This is a genomic window from Actinokineospora sp. NBRC 105648 (genome assembly GCF_030269645.1).
GTDB lineage: Bacteria > Actinomycetota > Actinomycetes > Mycobacteriales > Pseudonocardiaceae > Actinokineospora.
The window spans coordinates 89,210-111,353 of record NZ_BSTR01000022.1 but is presented as its reverse complement, the minus strand read 5'-3'; the positions used below and the strand labels follow the sequence as shown (position 1 = coordinate 111,353).

Annotated in this window: 14 protein-coding genes; 10 read left to right on the top strand and 4 right to left on the bottom strand. The window is 71.1% G+C overall.

Translation table 11 applies throughout. From position 1 onward, the window contains the following. The first annotated feature begins 52 nt into the window (after nt 1-52). The 3 genes from QSK30_RS20330 (at nt 53) to QSK30_RS20320 (ending at nt 8,034) form a co-directional block, all read left to right on the top strand. On the top strand, nt 53-3,223 hold the full coding sequence (locus QSK30_RS20330; RefSeq protein ID WP_285504892.1) for an ATP-dependent helicase: 3,171 nt from the start codon (nt 53-55) through the stop codon (nt 3,221-3,223). A 153-nt stretch (nt 3,224-3,376) separates the two neighbouring features. Further along, nucleotides 3,377-6,625 carry an ATP-dependent helicase gene (locus QSK30_RS20325; protein ID WP_285504891.1) on the top strand — a complete coding sequence of 1,083 codons (3,249 nt, stop codon included), beginning with the start codon at nt 3,377-3,379 and terminating at the stop codon, nt 6,623-6,625. A 56-nt stretch (nt 6,626-6,681) separates the two neighbouring features. After that, on the top strand, nt 6,682-8,034 hold the full coding sequence (locus QSK30_RS20320; protein WP_285504889.1) for a ribosomal protein L7/L12: 1,353 nt from the start codon (nt 6,682-6,684) through the stop codon (nt 8,032-8,034). A 938-nt stretch (nt 8,035-8,972) separates the two neighbouring features. On the opposite strand, the gene QSK30_RS20315 is transcribed toward QSK30_RS20320, so the two are convergent. Further along, nucleotides 8,973-9,341, bottom strand: a complete 369-nt coding sequence (locus tag QSK30_RS20315; RefSeq protein ID WP_285504887.1) for a DoxX-related protein — start codon at nt 9,339-9,341, stop codon at nt 8,973-8,975. Nucleotides 9,342-9,453: 112 nt separating this feature from the next. Between QSK30_RS20315 and QSK30_RS20310 the strand changes: the two genes are divergently transcribed. Then, on the top strand, nt 9,454-10,518 hold the full coding sequence (locus QSK30_RS20310; RefSeq protein ID WP_285504885.1) for a potassium channel family protein: 1,065 nt from the start codon (nt 9,454-9,456) through the stop codon (nt 10,516-10,518). Between the two features lie 29 nt (nt 10,519-10,547). Next, nucleotides 10,548-10,964, top strand: a complete 417-nt coding sequence (locus tag QSK30_RS20305; protein ID WP_285504884.1) for a hypothetical protein — start codon at nt 10,548-10,550, stop codon at nt 10,962-10,964. Here QSK30_RS20305 and QSK30_RS20300 read toward each other — a convergent pair. Continuing rightward, nucleotides 10,942-12,147 (bottom strand): neutral zinc metallopeptidase, encoded by a 1,206-nt coding sequence (locus tag QSK30_RS20300; RefSeq protein WP_285504883.1) that lies wholly within the window; start codon nt 12,145-12,147, stop codon nt 10,942-10,944. The two genes, QSK30_RS20305 and QSK30_RS20300, sit on opposite strands and share 23 nt — an antisense overlap. An 83-nt stretch (nt 12,148-12,230) precedes the next feature. Here QSK30_RS20300 and QSK30_RS20295 point away from each other — a divergent pair, with 83 nt between their 5' ends. From QSK30_RS20295 to nudC, 5 genes are all read left to right on the top strand, one after another. After that, nucleotides 12,231-13,964 carry a DUF2207 domain-containing protein gene (locus QSK30_RS20295; RefSeq protein ID WP_285504882.1) on the top strand — a complete coding sequence of 578 codons (1,734 nt, stop codon included), beginning with the start codon at nt 12,231-12,233 and terminating at the stop codon, nt 13,962-13,964. Between the two features lie 86 nt (nt 13,965-14,050). Beyond that, the gene (locus QSK30_RS20290) at nt 14,051-15,505 is read left to right on the top strand and encodes a hypothetical protein (RefSeq protein ID WP_285504881.1); all 1,455 of its coding nucleotides are present in this window, start codon (nt 14,051-14,053) and stop codon (nt 15,503-15,505) included. Between the two features lie 61 nt (nt 15,506-15,566). Further along, nucleotides 15,567-16,850: a M16 family metallopeptidase gene (locus QSK30_RS20285; RefSeq protein ID WP_285504880.1), complete on the top strand. Its 1,284-nt coding sequence runs from the start codon at nt 15,567-15,569 to the stop codon at nt 16,848-16,850. A 454-nt stretch (nt 16,851-17,304) separates the two neighbouring features. Continuing rightward, nucleotides 17,305-18,660: a M16 family metallopeptidase gene (locus QSK30_RS20280; RefSeq protein ID WP_285504879.1), complete on the top strand. Its 1,356-nt coding sequence runs from the start codon at nt 17,305-17,307 to the stop codon at nt 18,658-18,660. 68 nt (nt 18,661-18,728) lie between these two features. Then, a complete protein-coding gene (gene nudC, locus QSK30_RS20275) occupies nt 18,729-19,697 on the top strand; it encodes an NAD(+) diphosphatase (RefSeq protein ID WP_285504877.1) in 969 nt (322 codons plus the stop codon). Between the two features lie 608 nt (nt 19,698-20,305). On the opposite strand, the gene QSK30_RS20270 is transcribed toward nudC, so the two are convergent. Both QSK30_RS20270 and QSK30_RS20265 read right to left on the bottom strand, forming a co-directional pair. Then, nucleotides 20,306-21,661, bottom strand: coding sequence for a GntT/GntP/DsdX family permease (locus QSK30_RS20270; RefSeq protein WP_285504876.1), 1,356 nt, complete (start codon nt 21,659-21,661; stop codon nt 20,306-20,308). Continuing rightward, nucleotides 21,658-22,137, bottom strand: coding sequence for a gluconokinase (locus tag QSK30_RS20265; protein ID WP_285504933.1), 480 nt, complete (start codon nt 22,135-22,137; stop codon nt 21,658-21,660). The genes QSK30_RS20270 and QSK30_RS20265 overlap by 4 nt, the downstream gene beginning before the upstream one ends. Between the last annotated feature and the right edge of the window lie 7 nt (nt 22,138-22,144).

Below are 22,144 nucleotides of genomic sequence, written 5' to 3'. Positions count from 1 at the left end.
CGATGGGCGTGCCGCGTCCGGCCTCGTGGGGCGGGCGTGGTCCAATCGGCGGATGGTCGCCGGGAGGTCCCCGCTCGCGCCGCAGCTCGTCCGCAGGCCTGCGGCGCCGAGCCGCACCCTGCGGTGGAGCGAGGACGCGCGGCGGGTCTTGACGGGCGCAGACGGTTTCGTCCGCGTCCTCGGCGGCCCAGGCACTGGTAAGACCACTCTCTTAGCGGAGCTGGCCGCAGACCGCATCTTGCGCGGAGGTGTGGATCCCGAACAGCTCTTGGTGCTCACCGCGAGTCGTCGCGCCGCCATTGACCTGCGCGGACGGATCACCGCCCTGCTCACCGAAGAGGGCTCCCTGCGCACTGTCCGCGAGCCTCTCGTGCGCACCGTGCACTCTTACGCGTTCGCGGTTCTCCGCATCCAGGCGATGTTGCACGACGGGCCTGGTCCGCGCCTGCTCTCCGGACCTGAGCAGGACGCCGTCATCCGCGAGCTGCTCGAGGGCGACATCGAGCTGGGCGCCCGGCACTGGCCCGAACGGTTGCGACCCGCGCTCACCGTGCCCGGCTTCGCCGAGGAGCTGCGCGACCTGATCCTGCGCGCCGCCGAGCGCGGTCTGGGCCCCGAGGACTTGGTTGCCCTCGGGAAGCGCGAGGGCCGCGACGAGTGGGTAGCCGCAGGGCGTTTCGGCCGGCAGTACGAACAGGTCACGCTGCTGCTGGGGTCCGCGGACACCGGCATCGCACACACGACCGCGCCCGCGCTCGACGCCGCGGAGCTGGTCGCGAGCGCGCTGCTGGCCTTCGACACCGACGGTGAGCTGCTCGCCGCCGAGCGCGGCAGAGTCCGCTACCTGCTCGTCGACGACGCCCAGCACCTCGACCCGTTGCAGTACGCGCTGCTGCACAGCCTGGGCGGCGCGGCCAAGGAGTTCGTGGTCGCGGGAGACCCCGATCAGGGCATCTTCTCCTTCCGTGGCGCCGATCCCGCGCTGCTGCGCGACGCAGATCCAGGGGGCGGCACGGTCGTCCTCGGCCCAGGCCACCGGATGGCGCCTGCGGTTCGTAGAGCGGTCTCGCACCTCGCGGCGCGGTTGCCGGGCGCGGGCGCGCGGCGGGTGGACAAGGGGCGCGACAACGGCGGCACGGTGACCGTGCGGCTGCACCCGTCGGCGGCAGCGGAAGCGAGCTGGGTCGCGAACCAGCTCCGGCGAGCCCACCTGCTAGACGACGTGCCGTGGGCCGATATGGCTGTCTTGGTCCGGTCCGCCACGCGGTCCATACCGGTGCTGCACCGTGCGCTGGCGTCCGCCGGTGTTCCGGTAGCCGCTCCCGGAGACGAATTGCCGTTGGCGCAACAGCCTGCTGTACGGCCCCTCTTAGCGCTCTTGCGTTGCGCGGCCGTCCCCGCTCTCCTTGACCCGCCGCTTGCGGAGATGCTGCTTTCCTCTCAGCTCGGTGGCGCCGACCCGTTGGCCTTGCGCAGATTGCGGCGCGGCCTGCGTAGGCTGGAGTTGGCCGCGGGCGGTGACCGGTCCAGCGACGACCTCTTGGTCGAGGTTCTCGCCGACGACGATCGGCTAACCGCCCTCGCCGACACCGAGGTCGGCCCCGTGCGCCGCGTGTCGGGCCTGATGGCGTTGGTGCGCAAGGGGATCGCCGAGGGCGCGAGTCTGGAGCAGATCCTCTGGGAGACATGGCAGTCCAGCGGCCTGGAGACGCGTTGGGTGGCCACGGCTGCCCGCGGCGGGCCGGTGGGCGCCCAGGCGGACCGCGATCTCGATGCCATCGTCGCGTTGTTCCACACGGCTGAGCGCTACGCCGAGCGGTTGCCCGGGTCCGATGTGGTCGGGTTTGTCGACTACCTGGTGTCCCAGCGCATCGCGGGCGACACGCTCGCGCCTAGTGCCCCGCAGGGGGATGCCGTCACCATCTTGACCGCGCACGCCGCCGCCGGTCGTGAGTGGACGGTTGTCGCGGTGCCCGGTGTGCAAGAGGGTGCGTGGCCGGATCTTCGTCTTCGCGGATCCCTCTTGGGCGTGGAACGCTTCGTAGACGTGCTCGCTGGAGTACGTGAACAGGTGGTCTCCGCTACCGCGCCGCTCTTGGCTGAAGAGCGCCGTCTTCTTCTTGTCGCCGCTTCACGTGCTAAGTCGAAGCTCCTGGTCAGCGCGGTACGTGGGGAAGAGGAACAGCCCTCCCGCTTCCTCGCCGAACTCGCGGGCGCTGAGACTGCCGACGCGGACAACGTAGTCCCGATGGCTGAGCAAGAGCGCGCGTTGGTGCTAGCGGATCTGGTAGGTGATCTGCGGCAAGCAGTCTGTGACAACACTGTCGACCCTGCCCGTCGGTCGCTTGCCGCGCGCCAGCTCGCGCGCCTCGCCGAGGCCGGTGTCCCGGGCGCGAACCCCGACAGCTGGTACGGACTCCCGGAACTGTCCACCGCCGCCCCCCTGCGCGCCGCCGACCAGCCGGTGCGCGTGTCACCGTCCACTGTGGAGATCCTGGCCAAGTGCCCGTTGCGGTGGGTGGTCGAGCGGCACGGCGGCCAGGACCCGGCCGAACTGGCCGCGGTGACCGGCACCCTGGTCCACGCGCTGGCCCAGGCGGCTGCCTCCGGTGCTTCCCGGGAGGAGTTGATGGCCGAGCTCGACAAGGCGTGGAGCTCGGTCGACGCGGGCGCGCCCTGGTTCTCCCGCCGTGAGCAGCAACGGGTCCGCGGGATGGTCGACACGTTCCTGACCTGGATGCGGGCCACCCGGTCCGACCTCACCCAGGTGGCGGTCGAGCAGGACGTGAGCGTCGAGCTGCCCGACGCGATCACCGTCCGCGGCCGGGTCGACCGGGTCGAGGTGGACGCCGAGGGGCGGCCGGTGATCATCGACATCAAGACCGGGAAGGCCCCGGTCAGCGCCAACGACGCGCAGGAGCACCCGCAGCTCGCGGTCTACCAGCTGGCCGTCGCGTACGGCGCCTTCGCCGACGTGGGCACCGAACCCGGGGGCGCGCGCCTGCTCTACGTGTCCAAGGCGAACAAGAAGACCGGGGCGACCGAACGCGTGCAGGACCCCGTTCGTGGCGAGACCCTGGACCACTGGCTCAAGATCGTCCGCGAGGCCGCCGCGTCGACGGTCGGACCGGAGTACACCGCTTACGAGAACCCGGATTGCCCGCGCTGCCCGGTGCGGACGGCGTGCCCGCTGCACCCGAGCGGCAGGCAGGTCACGCAGTAGTCACTCGAACAGGTGGTCGATGCCCGCGAACCCCGGATCCCGGAGTTCGCCGAGGTAGGTTGGCCGCATGAGCAAGAGTCCGACGCAGCCGCTCGTCGTCCCCGGGGTCGACGTGCGCTGCCCACCGCCGGCCGACCCGGGCGCGTTCGTGCCATGAGTCTGCCGCTGCCAGGTCTCGCGCTCGTCAGCCCGCGCGACCTCGCCCACGAGCTCGGCCTCGCCCCGCCCACCCGGGAGCAGGCCGAGGTCATCGCCGCGCCGCCCGAGCCCGCGCTCGTGGTGGCGGGCGCGGGCGCGGGCAAGACCGAGACGATGGCGGGCCGGGTGGTCTGGCTGGTGGCCAACGGCCTGGTCACCCCCGACCGGGTCCTCGGCCTCACCTTCACCCGCAAGGCCGCCCGCCAGCTCGCCGACCGGGTCCGGGCCCGGCTGCGCAGGCTCGCGGGTTCCCCCCTGCTCGACAAGCTCGACCCCACCGGTGACCGCCGGGCCGCCGTCTTCGCGGGCGAGCCGACCATCCTGACCTACCACGCCTACGCGGGCAGGCTCGTCGCCGAGCACGGGCTGCGGCTGCCGGTCGAGCCCGGCGCCCGGCTGCTCACCGAGACCGCGGCCTGGCAGGCCGCGCACCGGGTGGTGTCCACCTGGGGGCACGACCTGGACACCGACTACGTGCCCGCCACCGTCACCCAGTACCTGCTCGCGCTCGCGGGCGAGCTGTCCGAGCACCTGGTCGACCCGGACACCCTGGCCGGGCACGCCGCCGCGGTCTGCGCCGCGATCGAGTCCGCGCCCAGGGCCAAAGGGCAGCGCGCCGACCTGTCCCAGGACCTGCAGAAGGTCGTTGTCACCCAACGGTTCCGCATCGCGCTGCTGCCGCTGGTCGCCGCCTACGCCGACCGCAAGCGCCGGGAGGGCGCCCTCGACTTCGGCGACCAGATGTCGCTGGCCGCCCGGCTCGCCGCCGGGCACGTCGAGGTGGTCCGCGGCGAGCGCGAGCGGTTCGGCGCCGTGCTGCTCGACGAGTACCAGGACACCGGCCACTCGCAGCGGGTGCTGCTGCGCTCGCTGTTCGGCAGCTCGCTCGAACACCCCGACGCCGAGCCGATGCCGGTCACCGCGGTCGGCGACCCGGCGCAGGCCATCTACGGCTGGCGCGGCGCGAGCGCGGCCAACCTGCCCCGGTTCACCACCGACTTCCCGCAGAAGCACGGCGGCCGCAAGGAACCGGCCCACAAGTACGGTCTGCTCACCAGCTTCCGCAACCCGCCGGAGGTGCTCGACCTGGCCAACGCGGTGTCCGCCCCGCTGCGCGCGCACGGGGTCGACGTCGACGAGCTGCGCGCCCGCGAGGACGCGCACCCGGGCGACATCCGACTGGCCCTGCTGTCCGATGTGGACACCGAGGTGCAGTGGGTGGCCAACCAGGTCGCCGACCGCTGGCACGCCGCCGTCGAGGAACGCGGCACGCCGCCCACGGCCGCGGTGCTGGTCCGGCGCCGGGCCGACATGTCCGACCTGGCCGTGGCGCTGCGCGAGCGCGGGCTGCCGGTCGAGGTGGTCGGTCTCGGCGGACTGCTCGACGAGCCCGAGGTGCGCGACCTGGTCAGCGCCCTGCGGGTGCTCATCGACCCGTTGGCCGGTACCGCCGCCGCCCGCTTGCTCACCGGTTCCCGCTGGCGGATCGGGGCCGCCGACCTGGCCGCGCTGTGGCGCCGGGCGAGCACCCTGGCGGGCGCCTACGCCACCGAACCGGGCAACCTGCTGCCCGGCGAGGGTGCCGAACAGGCGGGCCTGGTCGACGCGATCGACGACCCGGGCGCGGAGGACGCCTACTCGGAGCTGGGGTACCAGCGGGTGCGCGGCCTCGGGCGGGAGTTGACCAACCTGCGCCGCAGGCTCGACCAGCCGCTGCCCGAACTCGTCGCCGACGTCGAGCGCACGATGTTGCTCGACATCGAGGCCACCGCCCGTCGTGGCGGTGCGGGCCGGGCCCACCTGGACGCGTTCGCCGATGTCGTGGCCGACTACGCCCAGGCCAGCCCGTCAGCCAGCCTGTCGGCCCTGCTCGACTACCTGGCCACCGCCGAGGCCGCCGAGGACGGGCTGGAGCCCGGCGAGGTGGAGGTCGCCGAGGACCGGGTGCAGATCGTCACGGTGCACTCGGCCAAGGGCCTGGAATGGGAGGTCGTCGCCGTCCCGCACCTGGTGCACGACGTCTTCCCCAGCGGCAGGCGCGGGGGCAGCTGGTTGCGCACGGTCACCGAGCTGCCCGCCGACCTGCGCGGCGACGCGGTCGACCTGCCCAGGCTCAACCTGGCGGGCGCGGGCGACCGCAAGGAGGTCGAACAGGCGCTCAAGATCCACCACGAGGAGTTCGCCGAGCGCGGCCTGGTCGAGGAACGGCGGCTGTTCTACGTCGCCCTCACGCGGTCCGAGCGCACGCTGTTCGTGTCCGGTCACTGGTGGGGGCGCACCGGGGGCAAGCCGCGCGGTCCGTCGGAGTTCCTCACCGAGCTGTCCGACCGCACCGAGTTCGTCGACCTCTGGGCCGACGAACCCGAGGAGGGGGCGGAGAACCCCATCGCCAGCGTGGTCAAGTCCGCGCAGTGGCCCGCCGACCCGCTCAAGGACCGGCGCTCCGAGGTGGCCACCGGCGCCGCCCTGGTGCGGGCCGAGCTGGCCGCGGTGCGCGCGGGCGAGGAGTTCGACGACCCGCCCGACGACCCGGACGGCTGGGTCCGCGACACCGACGTCCTGCTGACCGAGCGGGCCGCCGCCGGGCACCGGGAGCAGGTCACCCTGCCCGAGCAGCTCTCGGTCAGCCAGCTCGTCGAACTCGCCGCCGACCCGGACGCGTTGGCCCGCAGGCTGCGCAGGCCACTGCCGTTCCCGCCGAACCCGGTCGCCCGCCGCGGCACCGCCTTCCACGCCTGGCTGGAGAAGCGGTTCGGTTCGCGTGCCCTGCTCGACCTCGACGAGCTGCCCGGCGCGGCCGACGACGACGCCGCCCCGGACGCCGACCTGGACACCCTGCGCGAGGCGTTCCTGCGCAGCGACTGGGCCGACCGGACCCCGCACGAGGTCGAGGTCCCGTTCTCCACCGAGATCGACGGTGTCGCGGTGCGCGGCCGGATGGACGCCGTCTTCCTCGACCCGGACGGCGGCTGGACCGTCGTCGACTGGAAGACCGGCCGCGTCCCCGAGAAGGACCGCTTACCCGCCCTCACCGTGCAGCTCGCGGCCTACCGCCTCGCCTGGGCGAGCCTGTCCAGTGTGCCGCTGGACCGGGTGCGGGCGGCGTTCCACTACGTCCGCCACGACACCACGCTGCGCCCCGCCGACCTCCTCGACGCCGACGGGTTGCGAGCCCTGCTGCGCACGGTCCCTCACGCCCCGTAGCGGGTCACCGGGGCGAAAAGATCTACGATGGCCGCAGCCGAGTGGAGGGGGCCGCTGTGTCGATCGCGATCCGCAACGACGAGCCCGCCCGGGAGGACGCGCTCGACCGCGACAAGATCGCCCGGGCGCTGGCCGGCTCGATCTTCGTCTGCGACACCCCGTTGGTCGTGGGCGTCTACGGGTCCTGGGGCAGCGGCAAGACGACGCTGATGCGGCTGATCGGCAGGCACCTCGACAACACCAGGGGCGCCAACTGCCACACCATCTGGTTCGACGCCTGGCAGCACCAGTTCGACGAGAACCCGGCGATCGCCCTGCTGCACACCATGGTCGAGACCCTCGGCATGGGCGAGGAGGGCCGCAAGCTGCTCACCGCCATCGCGGGCGCCTTCAGCAACGCCGCGCTGCGCGCGATGACCTTGGTCGACGCCGCCACCGACTTCAAGAAGTTCGAGGAGAAGTTCGAGGAGGAGCGGTTCCAGGTCCGGGACAAGCAGGTCCGGCTGCGGCAGCGGTTCGAGGCCCTGCTGGCCAAGGCGACCCGGGCACCCGACGGCTCGACCGCCCGGCTGGTCTTCTTCATCGACGACCTCGACCGCTGCCTGCCGGAGAACATCCTCAAGACCCTCGAGGCGCTCAAGCTGTTCCTCAACATGCCCAACTGCGTCTACGTGCTCGGCGTCGACCGGGAGGCGCTGGAGAACACCATCCGCACCAAGTACACCGACCGCGACATCAGCGGGCAGTACCTGGACAAGATCGTCCAGGTCCCGTTCTCGCTGCCGCCGGTGTCCTCGGCCGCGACCACCACCTTCGTGCGCACCCTGCTGCCCGACGGCCTGCACGACATCGCCGAGGACATCGTCGCGGGCCTGGGGACCAACCCGCGCCGGATCAAGCGGTTCGTCAACTCCTTCATCCTCAACGACGAGCTGGCCAAGCAGACCTTCGCCACGGGCAGCTACGAGGCGCGCACCCTGGCGGCGCTGCTGGTGGTGCAGTACCAGCGCCCGGACTTCTACAAGGAACTCACCGAGTCCCGCGAAGCGCTGCTCCCCGACGCCGACACCGCGGACAAGACCGTCAACCTGCTGGGCAACGACCGCGCCATCGCCCGCCTCACCGCGGCGGTCGAACGCGACCCCACCGCCCTCGACGGCTACATCCACCTCTCCGAGGTCGTCGGCGTCCGCCGCATCGAGTTCGACGTGCTGGTCACCGACATCGGCGACAACAAGATCCAGCTCATCAGGGTGGTCCGCGAGCACAACGGCCTGGGCCTCAAGGAGGCCAAGGATCTGGTCGAGGGCGAGCCACCGGTCACCATCGGCACCGGCCTGACCCGCGCCGCCGCCGAAGCCCTGGTCGAACAAGCCCGCGAGGTCGGCAGCTCCGCTGAGATCAGCTGACCACCCCACCGGACCCGACCCGGGAGCTGACCGGGCACGGTGGGGAACCGCCTACCCAGCCCCACTCACGGCCCCACCCCACTGCTCCCGCCCCGGCCGAACCCGCTGGCTGGCCGCAACCCAACTGGGCCCAATTCCCCACGCCGCGCTGCACGGGCTGCGGTGCTACGGGATGGAGGAGCAGTACGGCGTGGTCGAGACCTCGGCCACAACTCCCGCCTGGACGAGGTCCACGCCAAGGTCCTTCGCCGGGCACAGCCGCTTCCCGACCCGGCCCAACCAGCTCACCCAGCTTGCGCCTGCAAGGTCGACCGACTCGGCCCGGCCTCGGCTCGGTCAGTCCGCTTCGGCCCAGCTCAGATGATTCCGCTCGGTCTGGCATCCCGCCCCGACCGACCAGTTCCGCCGGCTCGCCTCAACCGGGTCCGGTCCGGCCCCAGCCAGCTTGGTCGATCCGGGTTCGGTTCGGCCATCCGACATGGTCGGTCCGCTCCTGCCAGCACTGGTTGATCCGGCTCGGTCCGGCGCGCCTGCCCCGACCAACCTGACCCGCCAACCCAACCGGTCTGACTCGGTCCGACCAAACCCCGCCCGGCCCACCCGATCCGGCCCGACCAGCCCGACCCACCCCGGTCCGGCCTGGCTTGCGCCGGCGTGGTCAATCCGAGTCGATTGGGCCATCGGCTCGGGCGGTCCGCTTGGACCTGGGTCGGGGATTCCGGTCGGTCTGGCGTGCCCGGCCCAGCCAGGTCGCTCGAACCCAACCCCAGCCAGCCCGGTTTGCCGTCGCCGATCTGGCCTGGCTCAGCCCGGCCCACCGGCGAGCCAGAATCCGCCAACCCCGGGCTTCCTGGGTCCTCTCCGAACTCGACCTGATTCGCCCCAGTCCACTCAACCGCCAGGGCGGTCGGCCTGCCCGGCACCCCTGTCGATCTCCCTCAGCGGGCCGAGGCGCGCACGCGCAGGGCCCAGGTGATCAACGGCCACTGCAGCGGCAGCCTGCCCCACGCCACCAGTCGGTGTGGGAGTGGCTTGCTCCGGTAGTCCAAGGCCATCTTCACGTTCGCCGGGAACACCGCCACGAACAGCAGTGCCGCGGCCAGCGCACCCAGGCCGCGGGTGCGCGGGACGGCCACCGCGACCGCCACCGCTCCCTCGGCGACGCCTGAGAGTCGGGTCCACAGCCGCGGGCCGCCCGGTAGCCAGCCGGGGACCATCGCGTCGAACTGCCTAGGTGCGGTGAAGTGCAGCGTGCCCGCCCCGCCGAGCAGGAGGGCGAGGGCGATGGCTCGGCGGGACTCGGTCACGCGGACCACCGTGCCACGGCGCCACCCGGGCAGCGATGAGGCTCACCACACACCCGGGCGCCGCGGCGGTTAACCTTCCGCCCGTGAGTCACACGGTGTTGGGGGATTTCCGGTGATCAGGCCCAAGCGGTCGACCGGCGGCCTGACCGAGCGGGCCGAGCACGACCTGGTCGGCATCATCCGCATGCCGGAGAGCAGCGTCAGCCCGGTCACCTCGATCCTGCGCCGGATCGTCTGGGCCGTGCTGGCCCTGTTCGCCGCGGTCCTGCTGGTCTACCTGGACCGGGACGGCTACCGCGACGTCAACGAGGACGGCATCTCGTTCCTCGACGCGGTCTACTACGCCACCGTCTCGCTCTCGACCACCGGGTACGGGGACATCACCCCGGCCAGCGACTCCGCGCGTCTGATCAACATCGTGGTGATCACCCCGCTGCGCGTCCTGTTCCTCATCGTCCTGGTCGGCACCACCCTGGCGGTGCTGACCGAGCGCTCACGTCAGGCTTTCAAGATCCAACGGTGGAGGTCGAAGGTGCGGGACCACGTGGTCGTCGTCGGGTACGGCACCAAGGGCCGCTCGGCGGTGAGCGCGGTGCTCTCCGACGGTGTCGAGCCCAGTCGGATCGTGGTGGTCGACACCGACCAGGCGATGCTCGACGCCGCGTCGCTGCTCGGGCTGGTCACCGTGCACGGGTCGGGCACCCGCTCGGACGTGCTGCGGGTAGCCGGGGTGCCGCGGGCCAAGTCGGTGGTGGTGGCCGCCAGCCGGGACGACTCCGCCGTGCTGATCACGCTCACCGCCCGCGAGATGTCGCCGAACGCGCAGATCGTGGCCGCGGTGCGCGAGACCGAGAACGTGCACCTGCTGCGCCAGTCCGGCGCCAACCAGGTCGTGGTGTCCAGCGAGACCGCGGGCCGCCTGCTGGGCATGGCCACGCACACCCCGACCGTGGTGGACATGGTCGAGGACCTGATCACCCCGGACGAGGGCCTGGCCATCGCCGAGCGCGAGGTCGAGGAGTCCGAGATCGGCGGCTCGCCGCGGCACCTGCCCGACATCGTGCTGGGCATCGTGCGCGCCGGGCGGCTCTACCGGGTCGACTCGTCCGAGGCGGACGCCATCGAACAGGGCGACCGCCTCCTCTACATCCGTAAGGTCACTCCCGCCGAAGACTGACCTCTTGCGCGGTCTGCGACTATCCGGGGATGCGTGTCCCGTTCGCACTCCCGGCGTCCGTCGTCAAGTTGGCGGGTGTCGCGCTGGGCAGCGTCGTGGTGTCACTGCTGTTGGCGATGATGGGCGCACTGGGCCATTGGTCTTCCGGTCCAGGTGACGTGAAGAGCGTCAGTGCCAAGGTGCTGGCCGGTGTGCCGTGCAACCAGTCGGGGCAAGAGCGGATCTCTTATCAACTGGACGGATCCACCCAAGAGGCCACGCTCGACGCGTGCGGTCATCAATCGGGAGAGACCGTCGAGGTAAGACCGGGTGAAGTTGTTCACCTCGCTGAAGCGACGGTAGGTGCTACGACCGACGCACGCCCTCTTGCGGTAGTACTGCTCATCTTCGCTTGTCTTGGCGGAGCGGGCTTCGTCGAACTGTTCAAGCGACGTCCGCTGCGTTAGCGGCCCACGTGTTGCACGGCTGGGTGCGGTTGTTGGTGAACCCGTGCTCTTGCCACGCGCCGGAGTGCTGCGGGGTCCCGTGGTCGGGCGGGAGACTCTTGTCCCAGTCGCCGCGGTTGTAGCCGTCGGCGAGCATCTCCCGGATCACCTTGTCGGTGATCGCTGCGCCGCCGTGTTGACCGCCCGCGAACCACATCCCACCGAAGCACTGCGCCTGCAGCTCCGAGCGCCGGGACAGCTCCAACCCGGCGGCGGTCTGGTCGCCCGCCTCGTAGCGGGCGTCCCAGTACGCCGAACCGATGCCCGCCAGCGCCTGGATGTGGTGGCCGAACTCGTGGGCGAACAGCGCCAGGTACTCGCCGGTCTTGGTCCCGCTGGTCTCCACCTGCAGACCTTCGAACGGCATGTACAGGGTGCTGTTGCGCGAGCAGTAGAACGCCGCCGCGGTTCCCTTGGTCCTGGTGCCGCACGGGCTGTCCCACTGGGTGCCGGAGGGGAACTCGAGGCCGGGCGTGGCGTACGGCAGGCCCGCGCGTTGCATCGCGGGCGCCCAAGCCTGCTCGAAGCAGGGCAGCGCGGTGGTGAAGAACGCCTTCGTGCTCTGCGGGTCGCTGCGCCAGGCGGGCAGTGCGCAGGTCACCGCGCTGAGCCCGTTGCTCGCGCTGAACAGCGGGTTGTCGGCCAGCGTGTACACCGGCTGGGGACCGGCCGGGGTAGGTGTTGTGGTGGCGGTGGTCGTGCTGGCGCGCGTGGTGGTGCTGGTCGTCGACGTCGTTCGAGTGGACTGAGTGGTGGTGGCTGTCGTCGTCGTTGTCGTGCGGGTGGTCGTTGTGGGGCTTTCGCGGTAAGAGGTGGTCGGAGAGCTGTAACCGACGTCGTTAGTCGACTTGCGCTTACCCGATGACCCCTGGACGAACCCCACCAATCCGACCCCGACGATCAGCAGCGCTACCACCGAGATCGCGACGATCAGCCCGGTGTTCGACTTCGGCCGCATCGGCGGCGCCCACACCGGCGGTCGGTAGCCATAAGGGGCGCCGTAGGGCCCGGGGCCATAAGTCTGCTGTGGAGGGTGGTAACCGGGGAACGGCGGCATCGGCCGGGCCATCGGCGGCGGCGCCACCGGCATCGGCGGCGGGTACGGCCCGTGCGGACGCCACGGCCCCATCGGCGGCTGGTTCATCGATCCCCCGTGCGTCACCCCGGTCCGCCCGATTTGGCCAGACCGGCGGTGAGCATAGGGGCGCTCGACTATCGTTCGCTGGCGTGTTGACGAATTGGGGGGTCGCCGCCACCACGCTGGCGGCAGGCATCGCGTTCGCGGCGGCCCAGCCGTCGTTCCCGTCGGTGCCAACGGGCGTGCCGTCGATCGACTTCCCGGTTCCCCGGCCGGGGCCGACCGGGTCCGGCACGGCGCCGACGATCGACCCGGTGCCGCCCACCGGTCGCCCGGCCCGCCCGACCGGTGGCGTGCAGCCGGTGCTGCCGCGCAGCGTCAACGTCCAGCTCAAGGTGGAGCGCGACGGCAGGCTCACCGTGCAGGAGCAGGTCGTCGTGCAGGCGCGGCAGACCATGACCCGGGTCGCGCCGCTGCGGATCGGTGACCGGGTCTTCACCGTGCGCGACGCGCACGTGCAGGGCAACGGCACCGCCGAGGTCACCGGCGACACGCTCACGATCAAGCTCGAGGGTGGCGCGTCGACGGTCCGCTACACCGTGGACGGCGCCGTCGCCGACCTGGGCGACCGCCTGCAGTTCCGCTGGCAGGTCGCGAGCGGGTGGGACACGAAACTGGTGTTCCTGCGCGCTTCCCTGCTCACCCCGCGACCGGGCCAGGACTTCGTCTGCCTCGCGGGCGCGGCGGGCACCGAGGACCGCTGTGACTCGGCGATCACCGACGAGAGCGGGATCCTCCGGGTCGTCCAGTCCGATCTGGACAGTGGAGCCCGGGTCGATCTCGCCGCCGATCTGGACGCGGGGATGGTGCCTGCGACCGCCCGGTTCGACACATCCGGTCGTACTAACGGTCCGTTCGCGCTAACCGTGCCCGGTGGCATCGGCCTGGGTTTGGTGACCCTCTTGCTGCTCGGCGGTTTCGTCGTGTTGTGGTCGGCGCGCGGTCGTGACGCGAAGGCACTGGTCAGCGAGGTAGCGCCCGTCGACCTCTTGGCCAGGGACGGCAACCGGGTCACATTCGCCTCGCCGGACGGTGTGCTGCCCGGTCAGGCTGGAACCGTTGTGGACGAGAAGGTGGACGCCCGTGATCTGAGCGCCACCGTGATCGACCTCGCGGTCCGCAACTACCTGTGGATCACCGAGTCTGGTGGCGATTGGCAGCTCGTGCGACGCAATCCTGCCGACGACTCACTGACCTCTTACGAACGTGCTGTCTACGACGTCCTCTTACCTAACGGCGCCGAATCGGTCACCCTGTCTGCCTTGCGCTCCACTTCGCTGGACGTCACCGCCGTGCGTTCTGCCCTCTATACGGACGCGGTCAAGCGTGACTGGTTTGGCAGGCGACCGAACGGCATCGGCCGCTGGGGCGTCACAGGTGCGGGGCTCTTGGTGGTTGGTGCGGTCGGCACTGTCCTGTTGGCGGTTGGCAACGGCCCCGCTCTTATCGGCATCGCGGTAGCCGTCGGTGGTCTAGGACTTCTGGTGGGTGCGCGGTTCATGCCAGCCCGCACCAAGCGCGGCAGCGTGCTGGTGCAGCAGGTACGCGGCGTCTTGGTGTTCTTGCGCGAGACCCAGCCGGACGCGGTCCCCGCCGCAGACCGCGAGATGGTGTTCTCCCGCTCCTTGCCCTACGCGGTCGCGCTAGGGGAGACCGAGCAGTGGTTGTCCCGGTTCGCCACTCTCGACTCGTCGGCCGACGGTGCGCCAGGCCTGTACTGGTACGCCACCCAGGACGAGGCGGCGGCCGGTGACCACCAGCGGTTCACCGCCCAGTTCCAGTCCTTCCTGGCCGGTCTCGACGAGGCCCTCGCCGGGCGCTGAGCTGGGCAAAGGGGGTGACTCGCCAACCGGCGGGGGCGCGGTGTACGTTTCGCGCACTTCACTCGATCGTGTACTGGGGAGGCGCGTTGCGCACCATGGCGACCCGGTTCGTCCTCGCCGTCACCGTGGGCCTCTCCCTGGCCTGGTCGGCGACGCCCGCCTCCGCTCAGGACGAGCCGGACTACCCGATCGAGGTGGGTCAGCCGACGCTGGCCACCGCGATCAGCGTGTGCGACGGCGGCACCTCCGGGGTGGAGGTCGTCCTGGACGACCGGACGAAGCCGTACACGGTCACCCTCGCGGGCTCCGGCCTCCCCGCGAAGAAGTCGACCTACGACGACGAGCACGAGGTCAACCGGGTCGTGTTCACCCCGGTCCCGGTGGGCGAGTACACCGTCGAGGTCGCGGGGGCCGACGAGGCGTCCGACGGCGTCCCGGTGGTGGTCAAGCCGTGCTCGGACCTCGACCCGACCAAGGGCGAGCTGTCCATCGACGTCAAGTGCCGCGGCGGTTGGGGCCTGGTGACCTTCGAGGTGGCCAACCCCAGCGGCGACGACGTGCGCACGTACGCGCTGGCGATCAACGGCCCGACCTCTTACAACATCGAGCTCTCCCCGGGGGTGTTCCTCAACATCCACGAGAACCTCTGGGACGACGGCACTTACCAGGCAGCTCTTAGCGGCGACGGGTTTGAGACGCCGTTGGTCAAGCACTTCACCGTCAAGTGCGCCTCGGAGAACTCGCCGCAGCTGGGCACCTATGCGCAGTGCGACGACAAGACCGACGTGACGACTCCGGCAGTGGTGTTCGTCGAAATCGACAACCCCAACCGCGCGGCCGTCGACTACACGGTCACCGCGGGCAAGGTGACCAAGAAGGTCACTGTTGCCGGTGCGGGCCACGGTAGTGCTGACCTGGGTGCGTTCCCCGCGGGGGACTACCCGGTGACAGTTAAGGGCTCAGACGGCACCGAGGTAGAGACCGGGGGCGCGGTAGACCACTGCGCCGACGTGGTCGTCGACCGCGACGGCCTCCAGGTCTCGGTGCGGTGCGTGGACGGCGACTCCGTCGTCACCGCCCGGTTCTACGCGGTCGGGCCGTACCCGGCCGAGCGGAAGTTCAGCGTCGACGGCAACCCGCGCTTCAACGAGACGGTCCGGTTCGACGGTGCCGGGGTCTACCAGTGGACGCGCAGCACCGGCCTCTTCGACGACGGCGTGTACACCGCCCACCTGGTCGGCAGCGGTTTGAAGACCGTCGAGAAGTTCACTGTGGACTGCAAGAAGGCCCCGACCACCACCCCCGCGTCGACCACACCGTCCACACCGTCCAACCCGGACACGACGACGACCTCGCCCGGCACCGTCCCGGCGACCTCGTCGAGCGCGCTCCCGGTGGCCCAGGGCAGCGCGGGCCCGTCGGTCGACGGCGGTCTCCCGGTGACCGGTGCCGCCATCGGTGGCATGGTCGTGCTGGGCGCCGCGGCCCTCGGCCTGGGCGGCTTCCTGCTCGTGGTGGCCCGCAGGCGCCGGGCGAACTGAGTTATCCACAGGCGAACACGCACGGTGTCCGCGGGTGCCGAACCTCCCGTAGGCTCGCGACGTGACCGTTTCCCAGCTGCACAGGTACACCCTCGCCAACGGCCTGCGGGTGGTCCTCGCCCCTGACGACACCTCGCCGGTGGTCGGCGTCAGCGTGCACTACGACGTGGGCTTCCGCTCCGAGCCGGAGGGGCGCACCGGGTTCGCGCACCTCTTCGAGCACCTGATGTTCCAGGGCAGCGAGAGCCTGGAGAAGCTGGCGCACTTCCGGCACGTGCAATCCTCGGGCGGCACGTTCAACGGTTCCACCCACCCGGACTACACCGACTACTTCGAGGTGCTGCCCTCCGCCGCGCTCGAGCGCGCGCTGTTCCTCGAGGCCGACCGGATGCGCGCGCCGAAGCTCACCGAGGAGAACCTGCGCAACCAGATCGACGTGGTCAAGGAGGAGATCCGGCTCAACGTGCTGAACCGGCCCTACGGCGGGTTCCCGTGGATCCTGCTGCCGCCGGTCCTGTTCGAGACCTTCCCCAACGCGCACAACGGCTACGGCGGCTTCGAGGACCTGGAGCAGGCGACGGTCGCCGACTGCGCCGCGTTCTTCGACACCTACTACGCCCCGTCGAACGCGGTGCTCACCGTCGCGGGCGACTTCGCCCTGGCCACCGCCCAGGAGCTGATCGAGCGCCACTTCGGCGACGTCCCGGCCCGCCCGCGCCCGCAGCGGCCCTCCTTCGCCGAGCCGCCGCCCGCCGCCGAGGTCCGCGCCGACCACCCAGACCCGCTGGCCCCGCTGCCCGCGATCGCCGTCGGCTACCGCATCCCCGACCCGATCGACGAGCTCGACGCCTACCTGGCCTACCTCGTCCTCGCGGGCGTCCTCACCGACGGCGACGGCTCGCGCCTGCAGCAGCGCCTCGTCTACGGCGACCAGCTCGTCACCGACGTGAACGCGGGCTGCGGCATGTTCGGCCCGTTCGAGGCCCGCGACCCGGACACCTTCACCATCACCGCGATGCACTCGCCCGAGGTCACCGTCGACACGGTCCTGGCGGCGGTCGACGAGGAGCTGGAGAAGCTGGCCAGCACCCCGCCCGAGCCCGCCGAACTGGCCAAGGTCACCGCCCGCTGGGCGGCGAGCCTGTACAAGGAGCACGACCGGATCGTCAGCCGCACCCTGGCCCTGGGCGCGTTCGAACTGCTCTACGGCAACCCGGCCCTGGTCTACGAACTGCCGACCCGCATCAACGCCATCACCCCCGACGCGGTCTCCGCGGCCGCCAAGGCCCTGCGCCCCGACTCCCGCGCGGTCCTCACCGTGTCGCCGGTAGCGGACCAGGAGTGAGCACGGTGATCGGCACCTATCCCACCAACGGGCTCTCCCTCGGCGAATGGCGCTGTACTAGCGAGGCGACTCCCGGCGAATCGCGCCGTACCAACAAGGCCCCTCTCAGCGAATGGCACCGCATCAACGAGTCGCCCCTCAGCGAATCGCACCGCATCTATGAGTCGCCCCTCGTCGAAACACCCCGATTCGGCAAGCCGACCCGCAGCCATTCGCGACCTGACAACGCGACTGCTCGATTGGGTGGAGCGCCTTTGTGCGGGGGGAGGGGCGATCGTAAACTCGCTGTGGTCGTGGGATGCCCTTCCCCATCCGCTTTTCCCACGACGATCGCCCCTAGGGGCCCCGCGCAAAGGCGCTCCACCCAATCGAGCACCCAGCTGAGCCCGACCTCCGGAAATCCCGCACAAACAAACCCGCCACAGCCCATGCCACACAACGCAGGAGGAGAGCAGTGAGCCGCACCGCAGAGGAGATCGGGCGCACCGAGGTCGGGCCGCGTCCGCTCCCACCGCTCGGCGACCAGCGGGCGGCAGGCAACCTGTCCTCAGTGGACACCGTGCTGGCCAACGGTTTGCGGGTCATCGCCGTGCACCAGCCCACCGTGCCGATGGTGGAGCTGCGGGTGCGGATCCCGTTCGCCGGTGACGCCCCCGCGCACGCGGCCACCGCCGAGGTCCTGGCCGCCGCGATCCTCACCGGCACCGAGCGGCGCGACCGGGTGGCCGTCGACACCGAGCTGGCCCTGGTCGGTGGCGAGCTGTCCGCCGTCGTCGACCCGGAGGTGCTCTCGCTCGGCGGCAACGCCCTGGCCAGCGGGCTGGACACGCTGCTCGACGTGCTCGCCGACGCCCTGACCGGCGCGATCTACCGCGACGACGAGGTCGAGGGGGAGCGGGCCCGGCTGGTGGAGCGGATCGCCGTCGCCCGCTCGCAGCCGAGCGTGATCGCCCGCCAAGCCCTGCAGAAGCACCGCTACGGCGACCACCCGTTCACCCGGGAGATGCCCGAGGCTGTCGACGTCGCCAAGGTCGAGCCCGCCGACGTGCGCGCGCTGCACACCGCCGCGGTGCTGCCGCGCGGTTCCGTGCTCGTGGTCGTCGGCGACGTCGTGCCGGACGAGGCCGTCGCCCGGGTCTCGGCCGCGCTCGCTGGCTGGGAGTCCGACCGGTCGGCCTCGGTGCTGCCGAAGCTGCCCGACCTCACCCCGGGCGACCTGCTCGTGGTGCCCAGGTCGGGCGCGGTGCAGTCGCAGATCCGGCTGTCCGCGCAGTCGATCTCCCGGACCGACCCGCGCTACCCGGCGCTGCAGCTGGCCAACCTGGCCTTCGGCGGCTTCTTCTCCTCGCGGCTGGTGGAGAACATCCGCGAGGACAAGGGCTACACCTACCACGCCCGCTCCTACCCGGAGTTCACCCCGCACGGCGCCACCCTGCTCGTCGACACCGACACCGCCAGCGACGTCACCGCCGCCGCGCTGCTGGAGATCCGCTACGAGCTGGGCAGGCTGGCCCTGGTGGCGCCGAGTGAGTCCGAAGTGGACATCGTGCGCCAGTACGCGGTCGGCTCGCTGCTCACCGGTACGTCCTCGCAGGGCGGCATCGCCTCGCAGGTCGCGGGCCTGGCCGTGCTCGGCCTCGGGGTCGACTGGCTGGTCAGCCACCCGGAGCGGCTCAAGGCGGTCACCGCCGCCGAGGTTGCCGAGGCCGCCGCCGAGTTCTTCGCCCCGTCCCGGTTCACCGGCGTCATCGTCGGCGACCCGGACAAACTGGCCCCGCTCAGCCGCATCGGCGGAGTCCGCTTCCCCTGACCGCCCCCGCCGCACGGGCCACACCCGTGCGGCGGGCACCCGGTCCCCTCCCCACAGGTGATGAGCCCATGACGCCCCGCGAGCCCTTCCAGCTCGGTGCCCGCCCCACCCTGTCCCGCGCCACCGTCCAACGCGACGAGACCGCCCGCAAGGACGACGCCCGGCTCGACCGGCTGTGGAAGGCCGGGCAGGTCCTCCTGGTCGACGCCAAGGGCCGCACCCCGGTCCGCGCGGGCGGCACCGAGCTGGTCCTGCGCCCGGCGGCACTCATCGCCGACACCCGCCCACCCGAGGCAATGCTGCTCGGCGAAGAGGGGGACACGGCGTACTGGGCGCTATCGGCCGTGGAGCCGATCGGTGACCACGCCGTGGCACCGCCCGCCAACGCCTGGGGCATGTGGCCGGGAGCCCGATCGGAGTCGGGTGAGGAATGGCACGACCTGCGCGGCATCGGCGCCCTCCTCGACGACACCGACGCGGGCCTGTTCACCACCGCCGTCGGCCTGGCCAACTGGCACTCCCGAGCATCGTTCTGCGCCAAGTGCGGCGCACCAGTGGAGCGAACGGCGGTTGGCTGGGCAACACACTGCACTGGCTGTGGGCGAGAGGAATACCCGCGCACCGACCCAGCGGTGATCTGCCTGGTCCACGACGGCGCCGACCAGGTCCTGCTAGCCAGACAACCGATCTGGCCCGCAGACCGCTACTCGGTACTGGCGGGTTTCGTGGAGACCGGCGAGTCCCTGGAAGCCTGCGTAGAGCGGGAAATCGCCGAGGAGGTAGGCGTCCAGGTGAGCGACATCCGCTACCTGGGGAGCCAACCGTGGCCCTTCCCCCGGTCGATCATGATCGGTTTCTCGGCAACAGCCGATCCAAGCGAGCCATTCGTCCTAGCCGACGGCGAGATCGAAGAAGCCCGGTGGGTATCCCGAGACGAGATCCAACGAGCATTGGCGGCAGGGGGACAGGTAGATGGCCTGATCCTGCCGGGGGAGACCTCGATCGCGCGGCAGATGATCGCAGGCTGGGCTCTTTAAGTCTCGATAGCAGAAAAGCCGACCTGGCAGGTACACGACAGGTTCCCGACCCCGCTGAAAACGCAAGGGAATCCCGCCCCGCTGGTCCCGCAGCCGAAGGCCGACCACGCTGGTTCTCGCAGCGGCAAGGCCGCCCCCACCCCCACCAAACCGCAGCGGCAAGGCCGCCCCGCCCACCAGGCCGCAGCGGCAAGGCGGCCCCGCCCACCAGGCCGCAGCGGCAAGGCCGCCCCGCCCACCAGGCCGCAGCGGCAAGGCCGCCCCGCCCACCAGGCCGCAGCGGCAAGGCGGCCCCGCCCACCAGGCCGCAGCGGTGAGGCCGACCCCGCTGGTACGCAAGTCCCGCTACGGATGCTCGATCTAGTGGACTCGCTTCGTGTGGGGGGAGAGCACCGCTAAACTTGACCTGTGGTGGGGATGCCCTTCACCCCACGCTTTTTCCCCACAGCGGTGCTCTAGGGGCCCCACACGAAGCGAGTTCACTAGATCGAGCCATGCTCGTAACTCGGGCAACGAAGACGGCAACGCAAGAGCGAGTTCATTGGATCGCGCCCCCGCACATACCCAGGCAACGAAGATGGCAATTCCCCGCCGCGGAGGCCAGAAGCTCAGAGCAGCAAGCTCAACGGGTAGATCAGCGCGATGCCCACCACCGAGATGATCGTCTCCATCAGCGACCAGGTCTTGATCGTCTGGCCCACGCTCAACCCGAAGTACTCCTTCACCAGCCAGAACCCCGCGTCGTTCACGTGCGAGAAGAACAGCGACCCGGCCCCCACCGCCAACGCCAGTAGCGCGGACTGGGTGGGTTCCAGACCAGCTGCCAGCGGTGCGATGATCCCGGCCGCCGAGATGGTGGCCACGGTGGCCGAGCCGGTCGCCAGGCGGATGGCCACCGCGATCAGCCAGCCCAGCAGCAGCGGGGAGAAGTTCGAGTCCTTGGCCAGGCTGGTGATCACGTCGCCCACGCCCGCGTCGACCAGGGTCTGCTTGAAACCGCCGCCCGCGCCGACGATCAGGAGGATGCCCGCGATCGGGGGCAGGGCTTCCGCGATCGAGGTGGAGAGGTTGTCGCGGCCCAGGTGTTTGCCGAGGGTGAACATGCCGACCAGGACCGCGAGCAGCAGGGCCACCAGCGGGTTGCCGATGAAGTCCATCGCGCGCCGGAGGCCGTTCTCCTTCGGCAGCAGGATGTCGGTCAGGGCCTTGCCCAGCATCAGCACCACCGGCAGCAGGACGGTCGCCAGGGTCGCGGCGAAGCTCGGCCGGTCTGTTCGGCGCTCGGTCTCCTCCGCCTCCTCCGGTGGCGCCACGACCGGGACCCAGCGCGCGGCGAGGCGGGCGAACAGGGGGCCCGCGATGATCACCGTCGGGATCGCGACCAGCACGCCCAGGGCCAGGGTCAGGCCGAGGTCGGCCTTGAGCGCGTCCACCGCCACCAGCGGTCCCGGGTGCGGGGGCACGAGTCCATGCAGCACCGACAGGCCCGCGAGCGCCGGGATGGCCAGCAGCATCAGCGGTTGCCCGCTGCGGCGGGCGGTGAGCAGGACGACCGGGATCAGCATGACCAGGCCGATCTCGAAGAACATCGGCAGCCCGATCAGCGCCGCCACCAGCGCCATCGCCCACGGCAGCCTGCGGGCGGGGGTCTTGCCCAGGATCGTGTCGACGATCTGGTCCGCGCCGCCGGAGTCGGCCAGGAGCTTGCCGAGCATCGAGCCCAGGGCGATCAGCACACCGACGCCCGCCACCGTGGACCCGACGCCCTTGGTGAAGCTGTCGATCAGCTTGTCGACCGGCATGCCCGCCACCAGGCCGAGCAGCCCGGCGCCGAGCACCAGGGCGAGGAACGGGTGCAGCTTCGCCTTGGTGATCAGCACGACGATCAGCGCGATGCCGAGCACGGCCGCCCCGATGAGCCGGGTGTCGTGGCCGGTCCAGCCCGCGGCGGTGACCATGGTCATGAGCGCTCCTCCGCCGCGAGCGCCGCGCCCGCGAGTTCGTCCGGGGCCGAGCGGATGTCCAGCCGGACACCGCGTTCGTCGTCGGTCAGGGGTTCCAGGTCGGCCAGTTGGGAGTCCAGCAGCGACGTCGGCATGAAGTGCCCGCTGCGGTGCGACATCCGGTCGGCCAGCACCTCGCGGGGACCGTCGAGGTGGACGAACCACACGTCGTCGGTCGCCTGGCGCAAGAGGTCGCGGTAGGTGCGCTTCAACGCCGAGCAGGTGACCACGCCGCCGCCCTGGTGGCCGCGTTCGGCCATCCACGCGGTGATGGCGTCCAGCCAAGGCCAGCGGTCGTCGTCGGTGAGCGGCGTCCCCGCGCTCATCTTGGCGATGTTGGCCGGTGGGTGGAACTCGTCCGCCTCGGCCAGCGGGACGCCCAGGCGCTCGGCGATCAGCGCGGCGACGGTGGTCTTGCCCGAACCGGAGACGCCCATCACGACC